Origin of the sequence: Spirillospora sp. NPDC052269 (genome assembly GCF_040679435.1) — a bacterium.
Taxonomy (GTDB): domain Bacteria; phylum Actinomycetota; class Actinomycetes; order Streptosporangiales; family Streptosporangiaceae; genus Spirillospora.
On the sequence record NZ_JBFAUU010000003.1, the window covers coordinates 399,158 to 411,498 of the forward strand.

Annotated in this window: 12 protein-coding genes; 7 read left to right on the forward strand and 5 right to left on the reverse strand. The window is 72.0% G+C overall.

Annotation, left to right across the window (positions count from 1 at the left end; genetic code table 11):
• Nucleotides 1–16 precede the first annotated feature (16 nt).
• Nucleotides 17–1,048, reverse strand: coding sequence for an adenosine deaminase (gene add, locus AB0L06_RS08315; RefSeq protein WP_500230248.1), 1,032 nt, complete (start codon nt 1,046–1,048; stop codon nt 17–19).
• 122 nt (nt 1,049–1,170) lie between these two features.
• Here add and AB0L06_RS08320 point away from each other — a divergent pair, with 122 nt between their 5' ends.
• A complete protein-coding gene (locus AB0L06_RS08320; RefSeq protein WP_500230249.1) occupies nt 1,171–2,133 on the forward strand; it encodes a helix-turn-helix transcriptional regulator in 963 nt (320 codons plus the stop codon).
• Here AB0L06_RS08320 and AB0L06_RS08325 read toward each other — a convergent pair.
• Both AB0L06_RS08325 and AB0L06_RS08330 read right to left on the reverse strand, forming a co-directional pair.
• A complete protein-coding gene (locus AB0L06_RS08325) occupies nt 2,124–3,044 on the reverse strand; it encodes an SDR family oxidoreductase (RefSeq protein WP_500230250.1) in 921 nt (306 codons plus the stop codon). The two genes, AB0L06_RS08320 and AB0L06_RS08325, sit on opposite strands and share 10 nt — an antisense overlap.
• Nucleotides 3,045–3,080: 36 nt before the next feature.
• Complete coding sequence (locus AB0L06_RS08330; protein WP_500230251.1) at nt 3,081–5,270, reverse strand: anthranilate synthase component I; 2,190 nt, start codon at nt 5,268–5,270, stop codon at nt 3,081–3,083.
• Nucleotides 5,271–5,580: 310 nt separating this feature from the next.
• On the opposite strand from AB0L06_RS08330, the gene AB0L06_RS08335 reads away from it, so the two are divergent.
• From AB0L06_RS08335 to mctP, 4 genes are all read left to right on the forward strand, one after another.
• A complete protein-coding gene (locus AB0L06_RS08335) occupies nt 5,581–6,153 on the forward strand; it encodes a VOC family protein (RefSeq protein ID WP_500230252.1) in 573 nt (190 codons plus the stop codon).
• A gap of 20 nt (nt 6,154–6,173) precedes the next feature.
• Entirely contained in the window at nt 6,174–6,821 is a 648-nt protein-coding gene (locus AB0L06_RS08340) for a carboxymuconolactone decarboxylase family protein (RefSeq protein WP_500230253.1), read from the forward strand.
• 229 nt (nt 6,822–7,050) lie between these two features.
• The gene (locus AB0L06_RS08345) at nt 7,051–7,317 is read left to right on the forward strand and encodes a DUF3311 domain-containing protein (protein ID WP_500230254.1); all 267 of its coding nucleotides are present in this window, start codon (nt 7,051–7,053) and stop codon (nt 7,315–7,317) included.
• Nucleotides 7,318–7,325: 8 nt separating this feature from the next.
• Nucleotides 7,326–8,921, forward strand: coding sequence for a monocarboxylate uptake permease MctP (mctP, locus tag AB0L06_RS08350; RefSeq protein WP_500230255.1), 1,596 nt, complete (start codon nt 7,326–7,328; stop codon nt 8,919–8,921).
• Nucleotides 8,922–9,033: 112 nt separating this feature from the next.
• Here mctP and AB0L06_RS08355 read toward each other — a convergent pair whose 3' ends face one another.
• Nucleotides 9,034–9,378, reverse strand: coding sequence for a DUF6285 domain-containing protein (locus AB0L06_RS08355; protein ID WP_500230256.1), 345 nt, complete (start codon nt 9,376–9,378; stop codon nt 9,034–9,036).
• A gap of 49 nt (nt 9,379–9,427) precedes the next feature.
• On the opposite strand from AB0L06_RS08355, the gene AB0L06_RS08360 reads away from it, so the two are divergent.
• Nucleotides 9,428–10,618, forward strand: coding sequence for an acyl-CoA dehydrogenase family protein (locus AB0L06_RS08360; protein WP_500230257.1), 1,191 nt, complete (start codon nt 9,428–9,430; stop codon nt 10,616–10,618).
• Nucleotides 10,619–10,633: 15 nt separating this feature from the next.
• On the opposite strand, the gene AB0L06_RS08365 is transcribed toward AB0L06_RS08360, so the two are convergent.
• The gene (locus tag AB0L06_RS08365) at nt 10,634–11,371 is read right to left on the reverse strand and encodes an SDR family oxidoreductase (protein WP_500230258.1); all 738 of its coding nucleotides are present in this window, start codon (nt 11,369–11,371) and stop codon (nt 10,634–10,636) included.
• A gap of 65 nt (nt 11,372–11,436) precedes the next feature.
• On the opposite strand from AB0L06_RS08365, the gene AB0L06_RS08370 reads away from it, so the two are divergent.
• Entirely contained in the window at nt 11,437–12,219 is a 783-nt protein-coding gene (locus AB0L06_RS08370) for a helix-turn-helix transcriptional regulator (protein WP_500230259.1), read from the forward strand.
• Nucleotides 12,220–12,341: the final 122 nt, after the last annotated feature.

Below are 12,341 nucleotides of genomic sequence, written 5' to 3' on the forward strand. Positions count from 1 at the left end.
GCCGCCCCGCACCCGGCTAGGCCGGGGTGACGGCGTCGATCTCGTCCAGGATCGCCTTCTGGTCGGCGGCGTCCAGGCAGGACGCCGTGACGCCGTTGCGGGCCAGGCCCGCCAGCTCGGCCGGGCCGAGGCCGAACACGTCGGCGGCGACGCGGTACTCCCCGGTGAGGGTGGTGTCGAACATGGGCGGGTCGTCGCTGTTGAGGGTGACGAACAGGCCCTCCTCCAGCAGCCGCGGCAGCGGGTGGGACGCCAGGTCGGGGACCTGCCCGGTGCGGACGTTGGAGGTCGGGCAGACCTCCAGGGGGATCTGCCGCTCGCGCAGGACGTCGACCAGGCGCGGGTCGGCGAGGCAGTTGATGCCGTGCCCGATGCGCTCGGCGCCGTAGTGGTCGAGGCACTCCCAGATCGTCTCGGGGCCGGTCATCTCGCCGCCGTGCGGGAGGCTGCGCAGCCCGGCCGCGCGGGCGGCGGCGAACGCGTCGCGGAAGGCCTCCCGGTGGGTGGGGCGGACCTCCTCCATGCCGCCGATGCCGAACCCGACCAGGGCCTCGGGGGCGTGCCGGACGGCGTGCTCGACGGTGCCGACGGCGGCGTCGCCGCCGAACTCGGCGGGGATGTCGAAGATGTAGGCGAGCCGGATGCCGTGCTCGTCACGGGCGCGGCGGGCGGCGTCGTCCAGGGCCTCGGTCACCGCGGGCATCGGCATGCCGACCCGCTGGTGGCTGTAGGGGGTGACGGTCAGCTCGAAGTAGCGGACGTTCTGCGCGGACAGGTCGCGGGCGGCGCCGAGGACGAGCGTCGCGACGTCCTCAGGGGTGCGGACGAGGTCGGAGACCGCGAGGTAGACGCGGGCGAAGTCGGCGAAGTTCCGGAAGGTGTAGAAGGCGTCGAGCTCGGCCTCGTTCGTCGGGACGCCGCCGTCCGGGTGGCGGTTGGCCAGCTCCAGGACGGTCGGGACCGACGCCGAGCCGACGAGGTGGACGTGCAGCTCCACCTTCGGCAGGGCGTCGATGAACGCGTGGACGGGGGTGTTCTCGGTCAGCATGCGGGCGAACGTAACAGCGCCGCGGGCGCCGGGACCATGCTCTGCGCCGCTATCTGCCACGATCTTGTCAAGAAGGGCCCGGTGCGCCCCAGAACGGGGTTTTTGCGCACCAGAATGGGTCCGTGCGCGCGTCCCGGCTGATCTCACTCGTCCTTCTGCTCCAGTCGCGCGGCGAGATGACCGCGACCGATCTCGCCGCCGAGCTGGAGGTGTCGGAGCGGACGGTGTACCGCGACATCGAGGCGCTGTCGGCCGCCGGGGTCCCGGTGTACGCGGACCGGGGGCCGGGCGGCGGGTACCGGCTCGTCGGCGGCTACCGGACGCGGCTGACCGGCCTGACCCGCGAGGAGGCCGAGGCGCTGTTCCTCGCGGGCCTGCGCGGCCCGGCCGGGGACATGGGCCTGGCGGACGCGGTCGCCACGGCCGAGCTGAAGGTGCGGGCGGCCCTCCCGTCGGTCCTCCAGGACGCGCCGCTGCGCGCCGGGCAGCGGTTCCACCTGGACGCGCCGGGCTGGTTCGGCGACGGCAGGCCGCCCGCCCAGCTGCGCGACCTGGCCCGCGCGGTCTGGACGGACGAGCGCGTCGAGATCCGGTACCGCCGCGACGAGGAGGTCGTCCGGACGGTCGAGCCGTACGGGCTGGTCCTGAAGAACGGCGGCTGGTATCTGGTCGGGCGGATCGGCCGCGGGCACCGCACCTACCGGGTCGACCGGATCACCGGCGTCCGGCCGCTGGGCGAGCACTTCGTCCGGGACGAGGGGTTCGACCTGGCCGCGTTCTGGCGGGAGAACACGGCCGCGTTCCTGCACGGGATGCTGCGCGCCGAGGTGACCGTCCGGCTGAGCCCGGGTGGGCTGCGGATGTTGAGGTTCCACCTCGAGGCGGAGGCCGTCACGCGCGCGCACGAGGCGGCCGAGAAGCCCGACGCGGACGGCTGGGTCACGGCCGTCCTGCCCGTGGAGTCGGTGGACGTGGCGTTCACCCAGCTCCTCGGCCTCGGCCCCGACGTCGAGGTGCTGGAACCGGCGGAGCTGCGCGCCCGGATGGCCGAGGCCGCCGAGCGCGCCGCGAGCCTCTACCGGTAGTCCTCCGGGTTCTCCGGTGTCACTCCGTCCCTCATCTGCCGGACGAAGGGCCACACGTTGGGCCGGCTGCCGTCCACGTCGGTGAAGCCGTACTCCCTGGCCAGGAAGCCACTGTCCAGGGACTGCCCGTTCCAGCGCCCCTTGTCCGGGTCGGCGGCGATGGACGTGACGGCCCGTCCGACAAGCGCGGGCGTCTCGGAGACCGCGAAGGCGGGCTCCTTCTCGGCCGCGTCCCGCCAGTTGTCCTCGGTGACGCCGAAGTTCTCCAGCATCGCCTCGGACCGCAGGAAGCCGGGCGTGACCGCCACGGCCGTCCCGCCGAACGGGCCGATCTCGTGCGCCTGCGCGGTGGCGAGCCGCAGCACCGACCACTTCGCCAGGTCGAAGAACGGCCCGCACTCGGCCCGGTAGACGGTGTTGAAGTCGGCCGTGCCGTCCGTGAGCTCGACGACCAGGCCGCCCGGGTTCCGGGTGAGCAGCGGCAGCGCGAAGTAGCTGGTGATCATGTGGGTGTCGACGGCGAGCCGCAGCAGGCGCAGCCCGTTCTCCAGGTCCTGCTCCCACAGCCGCTTGCCGAACTCGAAGAGGTGGTCGCTGCCCCACACGTCGTTGACCAGGACGTCCAGCCGTCCCTGTTCGGCGTCGATCCGCTTCACCAGCGCCTCGACCTGGGCGCGGTCGAGGTGGTCCACCTTGACCGCGATGCCCTCGCCGCCCGCCGCGGTGACGCGCTCGGCGGTCTCCTCGATCGTCTCCGGACGGTCGATCTCCGAGCGTCCCGCACGGGTCGTCCGGCCCGTCACGTACACGGTCGCGCCCAGCGCGCCGAGCTCGGTCGCGATGCCGCGGCCCGCGCCGCGCGTCCCGCCCGCGACCAAAGCGATCTTTCCTGCCAGTGTGTTCGTCGTCATGTGTCCCACGCTGGCAGGAAAGACTGACAGCCGACGTCAGGAATTCCGGGCCAGCCGCAGGGCGTTCGCCACGATCCGGTGCCCGGCCCGGCCCTGCGCGGTCAGGATCGACTCCGGGTGGAACTGGACGGCCCAGCGCCGACGCTCCGGATCCTCGACGGCCATGACCACGTCCCCGAGCAGCGCCGTCACCTCGAAGCCGCCCCGCACCCCGTCCGGCGTGGCGTGCAGAGAGTGGTAGCGGGCGGCGGTGAACGCGCCGGGCAGCCCGTCGAACAGCTTCCCGCCGGTCACCTCCACGGCGCCCGGCTTGCCGTGCGCGGGCTCGGGCAGCAGCGCCAGCTCGCCGCCCGCGTGCTCGACCATCGCCTGGAGGCCGAGGCACACTCCGAACGCGGGCAGGCCGCGCGCGTCGATCTCGTCCAGCAGCGCCGAGGTCGCGAAGTCCGCCGGACGGCCCGGGCCGGGCGACAGCACCACCAGGTCGGGCGCGTGCTCGTCCAGCAGTGCCACGGGGAAGCCGTGCCGCAGCGTCACCACGTCCGCGCCCTGCTGCCGGAAGTAGTCGGCGAGGGTGTTGACGAACGAGTCCTCATGGTCGACGAGCAGCACCTTCATGCCCTCGCCCGCCCCCTCCGGCTCCTCCGCGGCGGCGGGCTCGGCCTGCGCGCCCGCGCCCTCGGACGAGGCGAGCGCCCGCAGCAGCGCGCTCGCCTTCAGGTGCGTCTCGCGCTCCTCCTCGTCCGGGTCCGAGTCGTACAGCAGGGTCGCGCCCGCCCGGACGGTCGCGACGCCGTCCCGGATCTGCGCGGTGCGCAGCGTCAGGCCGGTGTTCATCGACCCGTCGAAGCCGACGAACCCGACCGCGCCGCCGTACCAGCGGCGCGGCGCGTCCTCGTGGTCCTCGATGAACTGCATCGCCCACGTCTTCGGCGCGCCCGTGACCGTCACCGCCCACATGTGGGTGAGGAACGCGTCCAGGGCGTCGAAGCCGGGCCGCAGCCGCCCCTCGATGTGGTCCACGGTGTGGATCAGCCGCGAGTACAGCTCGATCTGCCGCCGCCCGAGCACCTTCACGCTGCCCGGCACGCAGATCCGCGACTTGTCGTTGCGGTCCACGTCGGTGCACATCGTCAGCTCCGACTCGTCCTTGGCGGACGCCAGGATCGTGCGGATCTGCTCGGCGTCCTCCAGGGCGTCCTCGCCGCGCCGGATCGTCCCGGCGATCGGGCAGGTCTCGACCCGGTCGCCGCCCACCCGGACGAACATCTCCGGGGACGCGCCGACCAGGAACTCCCCGTCCCCGAGGTTGAACATGAACTCGTACGGCGCGGGGTTGGTCTCGCGGAGCCGCTCGAAGAACGCCGCCGGGTCCGTGCAGCGCCCGTACATGGCGTGGCCGGGCGTGACCTCGAACAGGTCGCCCCGGACGAACTTCTCCTTCGCGTCCCGCACCATCTGCGCGTACACGCCCGGGACGGGCTGCGGCGGCAGCTCGGCGACGGCCCGCACGGGCGTCGGCTCGGTCGCGCGCGGAATCCCGTCGGTGGACGCGCCGTCCACGGTGAACTCGTAGGACAGCCGGTGGGACGTCTCGCGCTTGCGGTCCACGACGACCATCTCGTCGGCCAGGTGCAGGACCAGGTCGCGCTGGTCGTCCGGGCGCTCGAGGCGGGTGCGCAGCGGCTCGAACTGGAGCGTCAGGTCGTAGCCGAACGCCCCGTACAGGCCGAGGTGCGGGTCGTCGCAGCGGAACAGGTCGGTCACCGCGCGCAGGGCGGTGAACACGGTCGGCTGGCGGCTGCGCTGCTCCTCGGGGAAGAACTCACCGGTCGGCGGGACGAACACCTCGACGAGGTCGCCGGTCCGGGCGCGGGTCTCGCCCGTCCCGGCCACGGCGGACGCGACGGCGGGCAGCAGGACCCTGCCGCGGTCGTTCAGCGCCCTGGCGGTGATCGTCCGGCCGCGCGCGACGATCTCCAGGCACGGGTCGACGTAGGCCATGTGCCAGCGGCTGTAGCGGCCCGGATACTCCATGCCGGAGCTGAGCACGCCGCCGCGCCGCTCCCCCACGGCGGCGACGAGCGCGTTGAGCACGTCGGACTTGCGCTCGGGGTCGACCGGGGCGGCCACACGCCGCACCCGCACTCCCCCGGCGGTCTCGAACTCGCTGGTCAGCGGCTTCTGCTGGACGGTCTCCACCGCGGTGGCCCCTCGTCTGCTCAAGGCCCCGCACCGCCGGACACGCGAAAGGCGACCGCCGGTGAGGGGCGATCGCCTGGTCGTCGAACATGCGAAACAACAGGCGCCGCCTCAGCGGCGCCACCACCACTGGCGGTGGGTGTCGGTTCGCATGCGCAGAGCGTACCCGCTCGCGCACCGCGCCCGCCACGCGACCCGCAGAAAGGGCGGGTCACCTCCCGGCCGGGGGCCGGGTCCCGCGCGGATCATCGACCGAACAGGGTTCTGCCGGGCCGGCGTTCCTGACAAGATGGATGAAAGGGATCACTTACCGAGACTGTGGCGGGAGGACGGCATGACCTCCACCGGGCCCGGCCGCACCAACACCGAGTTCGAGCTGCGCGGGGTGAACCACCTGGCGCTGGTGTGCCGCGACATGAAGCGGACCGTGGACTTCTACCAGGGCGTCCTCGGCATGCCGCTGATCAAGACGATCGAGCTGCCGATGGGCTGGGGCCAGCACTTCTTCTTCGACTGCGGCGGCGGGAACGCGCTGGCGTTCTTCTGGTTCCCCGACGCCCCGGAGGCAGTGCCCGGCGTGTCCGCGCCGAAGGGCCTGCCCGACCAGGGCGAGCTGCTGTCGGCGGTCGGCTCGATGAACCACATCGCCTTCGACGTCCCGCCGGACAGGATCGAGGAGTACCGGGACAGGCTGATCGCCAAGGGCGTGGACGTCGGCGTCCTGCTGAACCACGACGACAGCGAGTTCGGCGTCGCCAAGGACGTCCACGACGGCGTCTTCGTCCGCTCGATCTACTTCAAGGACCCCGACGGCGTCCTGGTCGAGTTCGCCTGCTGGCTGCGCGACCTGGACCGCCCCGAGGACGTCCGGCACGAGCCCAGGACCGCCGCCGACCGCACCGCCTGACCCACCCGAGGAGAAGCCCGATGCCCCGACTCCGCCAGGTACCCCGCGCCGAGCTCCAGGAGCGGGACGACAAGCTGGCCCTCTTCTTCTACGACCGGCTCTTCGGCGAGGACGCCGACCCCACCGAGGGCCAGGGGACGGCGACCGGGTCGCCCGGGGACTGGTGGACGACGTTCGCCCTCGACCAGGCGATCTTCAAGCACTGCGTCAAGGGCTTCCAGGTCTACCGGGGCGTCCGGCTGGACCCGGTCCTGCGCGAGCTCGGGCAGACGCGGGCCGGGTGGGCCCGCGGGAGCCAGTTCGTGTTCTCACAGCACTGCAAGCAGATGCGGGCGCTCGGCGTGCCGGACGAGAAGGTCCGGGCGGTCGCCTACTGGGAGGTGTCCGACCGGTTCGACGAGCTGGAGCGGGCCGTCCTGGCCTACGCGGACGCGCTCGTCCTCAACGGCGGCCGCGTCCACGACGAGGTGTTCGCGACCCTGAAGAGGCACCTCCCGGACGAGCAGATCCTCGAACTGACCTACGTGACCTGCCTGTACGAGATGCACGCGACGATGGCGCGGGCGCTGCGCGTCGAGTTCGACGACCGGGACGACCCGATCGTCGAGGTGCCCGCCCCGGACGGCTACGGCGCCCGCGACATCGCCGACGACATCGCGGGCGCCTGAGGCCACGGGGCCTGAAACCACGCGCACCCGAGAACCGAAGGTCGCGCGGGCCGCGTCCCCTGAGTCGGCGTCTCGCATATTGGAACGCTCCATGAGTCGTGGCGCTCTCGAGACCCCACCGTAATCGGACAAACGCTATGCTTCCGGCCACCCACCCCAGGTCAGTGGCTGTCTCATATTTTGGACAGCCCCGATCGGCCGTTTGCGTCACGTGCGCGAGGAGGACCCCTTGTCCCCGCAGGACCCACCCCCCGAGCAGCCTCCGAAGGTCGCGGCGCCCGTCCGGCCGCGCCGCTCGGACCACCACCCGGTCAACTGGCTGCTGGTCATCCCGGTCGTCGTCCCCCTGCTGACCCTGCTGTTCAACCACGACGGGCCCCGGCTCGGCGGGTTCCCGGCGTTCTACTGGATGCAGTTCGCCTTCATCCCGCTCGGCGTGCTCTGCACGGCGATCGTCTACCAGGTCACCAAGCGCCGGAAGGGGGATGACCGGTGAAGGACCACATGACAGAGTTCATCGTCTTCGCGGTCCTGTTCGTGCTGGTCAGCGGCATGGGCTTCGTGGCGGCGCGGTGGCGGCGGCCGGAGACCATGGACAGCCTGGACGAGTGGGGCCTCGGCGGCCGCTCGTTCGGCAGCTGGATCACCTGGTTCCTGATCGGCGGCGACCTCTACACCGCCTACACCTTCGTGGCCGTCCCGGCGCTGGTGTTCGGCGCGGGCGCGGCCGGCTTCTACGCCGTCCCGTACACGATCGTGGTGTACCCGCTGGTGTTCCTGGTCCTGATCCGGCTCTGGTCGGTGTCGCACCGGCACGGCTTCGTCACCCCGGCCGACTTCGTCCGGGCCCGGTTCGGCTCGCCCGGCCTCGCGGCCATCATCGCGGTCACCGGCATCGTCGCGACCATGCCGTACATCGCGCTGCAGCTGGTCGGCATCGAGTCGGTGCTGAAGGCGATGGGCGTGACCGGGCACTGGCCGATCCTGATCGCGTTCGGGATCCTGGCGGCCTACACCTACCAGTCGGGGCTGCGCGCGCCGGCGCTGATCGCCTTCGTCAAGGACGCGCTGATCTACATCGTGATCATCGCGGCGGTCCTCTACATCCCGTCCAAGGTCGGCGGCTGGGGGAACATCTTCGACACGGCGCAGGCCAAGTTCGCCAAGACGCCCGCGCCGAGCGACGGCGTCCTGCTGGACGGCACGAACCAGCTGAACTACGCGATGCTCGCGCTCGGCTCGGCGCTCGCGCTGTTCCTCTACCCGCACAGCATCACCGGCGTCCTGGCCAGCAAGAACCGGGACGTGATCAAGCGGAACATGGCGGCCCTGCCGGCCTACAGCTTCGTGCTCGGGCTGATCGCGCTGCTCGGCTACATGGCGATCGCCGCGGGCGTGACGCCGCTGACGAGCAACGGCAAGCCGGACACCAACACGGTCGTCCCGGTGCTGTTCGACAAGATGTTCCCGGACTGGTTCGCGGGCGTGGCGTTCGCGGCGGTCGGGATCGGCGCGCTGGTCCCGGCGGCGATCATGTCGATCGCGGCGGCGAACCTGTTCACCCGCAACATCTACAAGGAGTTCTTCCGCAAGGACGCGACCGACAAGGAGGAGGCGGTCGTCTCCAAGCTGGTCTCGCTGGTCGTCAAGGTCGGCGCGGTCGTCTGCATCCTGGCGCTGGACCCCCAGTTCTCCATCGACCTGCAGCTGATCGGCGGCGTCATCATCCTGCAGACGCTCCCGTCGGTGGGCCTCGGCCTGGTGACCAACTGGTTCCACCGGGGCGGGCTGATCGTGGGCTGGCTCGCGGGCATGTCGGCCGGCCTGTGGATGCTGTGGGAGATCCCGAACCTGGCCAAGGGCAAGAAGCACTTCGGCGGCTCGGCCTACAAGCTGAGCGACCTGGGCCTGGACACCAAGATGACGGTGTACGTCGGCATCCTGGCGCTGCTGGTGAACCTGGTCGTCGCGGTCGCGGTCTCGCTGATCCTGAAGGCCTCGGGCCTGAAGGACGGCGAGGACGTCACCACGCCGGACGACTACACCGCCGACGAGGGCGACCCGAAGGTGCACGAGCTGAAGGTCGCCTCCAGCACCTGACCCGGACGCCCCGGTTCGTCACCTGACCTCATGGTCACGTGACCGCAGGACCCCGGCCCGACCCTCGCTCCCGGGGGCCGGGCCGTTCCCGTCCCCCGGGAGCTCCCGGCGGTCAGTCCTCCAGATGGCGGGGGTCGGTGACGGTCAGCTTGTCGCGGACCATGGCGGTCAGCGCGTCCCGGACCTCGACGTGGCGGTGGTCCAGGTCGCCGTCCCGGATGGCCGCGGCGAGCGCCGCGTCGTCGGGAAAGCCCAGGTCGCGCAGCCGGGCGCGGTGGTCTTCGGCGTGGCCGGGGCCGAGTTCCAGCTCGCGTTCGACGATCCCGAGGGTGTTGATCGCGACGAGGGCGTGGAAGCGGGTGCGTCCGTCCAGTCCGGCGAGGACGTCCCGCTCCAGGAACTCGCGGACGGCCGCGACCAGTTCGCCGGGCCCGGGAACATCGTGTGGTTCGGGCATCGCGCGTCTCCTCCTCCTGGGACAGAATGCGATTCTAGGAGGTGGTCGGATGAGCTTCGAGGTTCCCGCGTCGGTGCGTCCCGTCCGCGACGCCGTGCACGCCTTCATGACCGAACGGGTCGAGCCCGCCGAGCCCGTGCTGCGGCGCGGCGGCGAGGAGGCCCACGAGACGATGTCCCGGCTCCAGCGCGAGGCCAAGGCCGAGGGGCTGTGGGCGCTCGGGCATCCCAAGGAGCTGGGCGGGGGCGGACTGCCGTTCCTCGACTACGTGTACGTCAACGAGGTGCAGGGCCGCAGCGAGTACGGCCAGGTCGCGCTCGGCACGCTCACGCTCCAGGACTCGCTGATGCTGCACCGGCACGCGAGCGAGGCGCAGCGCGAGCGGTTCCTGAAACCGCTGGTGCAGGGCGAGATCTGGCCGAGCTTCGCGATGACCGAGCCGGGCGTGTCCAGCTCGGACCCGACGCAGATCACCACGGCCGCGACGCTGGAGGACGGCGCGTGGGTGATCCGCGGACGCAAGTGGTTCACCACGTTCGCCGACCGCGCCGCCTACACGACCGTGATGTGCCGCACCGAGCCGGACGCGCCGCCGCACCGCGCGTTCAGCATGATCCTCGTCCCGACGGACACGCCGGGCTACACGATCGTCCGCGACACCCCCGTCCTCGGCCTTCCCGGCGGGCACTGCGAGGTGCTGTACGACGAGGTCCGGGTGCCGCGCGAGAACCTGCTCGGCGAGCGCGGGCACGGGTTCGTCATCGCGCAGGAGCGGCTCGGACCGGGCCGGATCTTCCACTGCATGCGCTTCCTCGGGCAGGCGCAGCGCGCGTTCGACCTGATGTGCGAGCGGCTGAACTCCCGGACGGCGTTCGGCGGCCCCCTCGCGGGCAAGCAGCTCATGCAGCAGCACGTGTTCGACTCCTACGCCGAGATCCAGTCGGCGCGGCTGCTGACCCTGCACGCCGCGCACCGCATCGACCAGGGCGACCAGGCGCGGGTCGAGATCGGCGTGATCAAGGTGGTCGCGGCGCGGATGCTGAACGCGGTCATCGACCGGGCGATCCAGGTGCACGGCGCGCAGGGCCTCACCCCCGACACCCCGCTGGACGAGATGTACCGGCACGCCCGCGCGGGCCGCATCTTCGACGGCCCGGACGAGGTGCACGTCACGACCACGGCCCGGCGCCTCCTGCGCGAGTACGCCGACGGCCGCGGCTGGGAGTTCGCCCTCCGCTGAGGCGGGCGCGCCCGGTCACGCCTGGGCGGTGGGCCTGACGACGATCTCGCTCACATCGACGTCGGCGGGCTGCTCGATGGCGAACGCGATGGCCCGGGCGATCGCGTCCGGGGGGATGGCGATCCGGTCGCGCATCTCGACGATGCGCGACCGGACCTCGTCGTTGCCCGACGCCTCGGCGAAGGGCGTGTCGACGACGCCGGGCGAGACCGTGGTCACCCGCAGGTCCGCGCCCGCCTCCTGGCGCAGCCCTTCGCAGATCGCCCGGACGGCGTGCTTGGTCCCGGCGTAGACCGCCATGGACGGCACGATGCGGAACGCGGCCGTGGAGGCGACCGTGACGAACTGCCCGCTCCGCTGGGCGCGGAAGACCGGCAGCGCCGCCGCGATCGCGTGCAGGACGCCCTTGACGTTGACGTCGACCATCTCGTCCCACTCGTCGACGCGCAGATCGTCCAGGGGTGAGATGGCTCCCGACCCCGCGTTGGCGACCAGCACGTCGAGCCGTCCGAAGCGTTCGCGGGCGAGCGCGACGAGCGCGTGCAGGTCCTCCCGCCTGGTGACATCGGTGCGGAGGTGGGCGGCCTCGCCGCCGAGCTTCTCGATCCGGGCCGCCAGGTCGTCCAGGCGGTCCGTCCGCCGGGCGCCCAGCACCACACGCGCGCCCCGCCCGGCGAGCAGGAGCGCCGTCGCCTCCCCGATCCCGCCGCTCGCCCCGGTGATCGCCACGACCTTGCCGTTGTTGTCTGCCATGCCCCTAGTCTGCGAGGCCCTCAGCCTGGTATCCAGAACGTACTTATTCTGGAACTGGAGGTGCCATGTCCGCGGCTCAGCGGCGTGAACTGGGAGCGTTCCTGCGCAGCCGCCGCGAACGGATCACTCCGGACGACGTCGGCCTCCCCAGGACGGGCCGCCGGCGCACCCCAGGCCTGCGCCGCGAGGAGCTCGCCCTGCTCGCCGGGATCAGCGCCACCTGGTACACCTACCTGGAGCAGGGCCGCGACATCCGCGCATCCGACCAGGTGCTCGGGTCGCTGGCCCGCGTGCTCCGGCTCGACCGGCACGAGCGCGACCACCTGTTCCGGCTGGCCGGGCACACCGACCGGGCCGAGCCGGACGAGCCGCTCCCCGACGAGGTCGCCGCGATCCCCCGGCTGCTCGAGCCGAACCCGGCCTACATCATCGACGCGGCGTACGACGTGCTCGCCCGCAACCGGGCGGCCGAGGAGCTGTTCCCGATGCTCACCGCGCGGTCACCGGCGAACTTCGTCCGCTGGGTGTTCCTCGAGCCGGAGTCCCGCCGAACCCTGCTGGACTGGGAGCCGGAGGCGCGAGGGCTGCTCGCCCGACTGCGCACGATCGCGGGGCGCGGTCCGGGCCACCCCCGCCTCGACCGCCTGGTCGAGGAGCTTCACGAGGGCAGTCCCGAGGCGCGGGCCTGGTGGCCGCGCTACGACGTCCAGGACCGGCACGGCGGACGCAAACGACTGCGGCGTCCGGACGGCACGGCGGCCGACTACGCCTACACGGCGTTCCACCTGGCCGAACGCCCCGACCACACCCTGGTCATCTACTCGGCCCCCCGGGAACTCCTGGGCTAGGGGTTCGCCGGGCCCCGTCACCGCCGGGGCCGGGGAGCGAGGTCAACCTCAGGGCCGTGTCCGGTTGCGGACGGTGGGTTCGGCCTGCGGGTTTCGGGGTGGCCGGATCAGGGCGGGCGGAG

What these genes read in the sequence shown, in the direction of transcription:
- add (WP_500230248.1), bottom strand. Translation starts at nt 1,048, where the DNA reads ATGCTGACCGAGAACACCCCCGTCCACGCGTTCATCGACGCCCTGCCG.
- AB0L06_RS08325 (WP_500230250.1), bottom strand. Translation starts at nt 3,044, where the DNA reads ATGACGACGAACACACTGGCAGGAAAGATCGCTTTGGTCGCGGGCGGG.
- AB0L06_RS08335 (WP_500230252.1), top strand. Translation starts at nt 5,581, where the DNA reads ATGACCTCCACCGGGCCCGGCCGCACCAACACCGAGTTCGAGCTGCGC.
- AB0L06_RS08340 (WP_500230253.1), top strand. Translation starts at nt 6,174, where the DNA reads ATGCCCCGACTCCGCCAGGTACCCCGCGCCGAGCTCCAGGAGCGGGAC.
- mctP (WP_500230255.1), top strand. Translation starts at nt 7,326, where the DNA reads ATGACAGAGTTCATCGTCTTCGCGGTCCTGTTCGTGCTGGTCAGCGGC.
- AB0L06_RS08355 (WP_500230256.1), bottom strand. Translation starts at nt 9,378, where the DNA reads ATGCCCGAACCACACGATGTTCCCGGGCCCGGCGAACTGGTCGCGGCC.
- AB0L06_RS08360 (WP_500230257.1), top strand. Translation starts at nt 9,428, where the DNA reads ATGAGCTTCGAGGTTCCCGCGTCGGTGCGTCCCGTCCGCGACGCCGTG.
- AB0L06_RS08365 (WP_500230258.1), bottom strand. Translation starts at nt 11,371, where the DNA reads ATGGCAGACAACAACGGCAAGGTCGTGGCGATCACCGGGGCGAGCGGC.
- AB0L06_RS08370 (WP_500230259.1), top strand. Translation starts at nt 11,437, where the DNA reads ATGTCCGCGGCTCAGCGGCGTGAACTGGGAGCGTTCCTGCGCAGCCGC.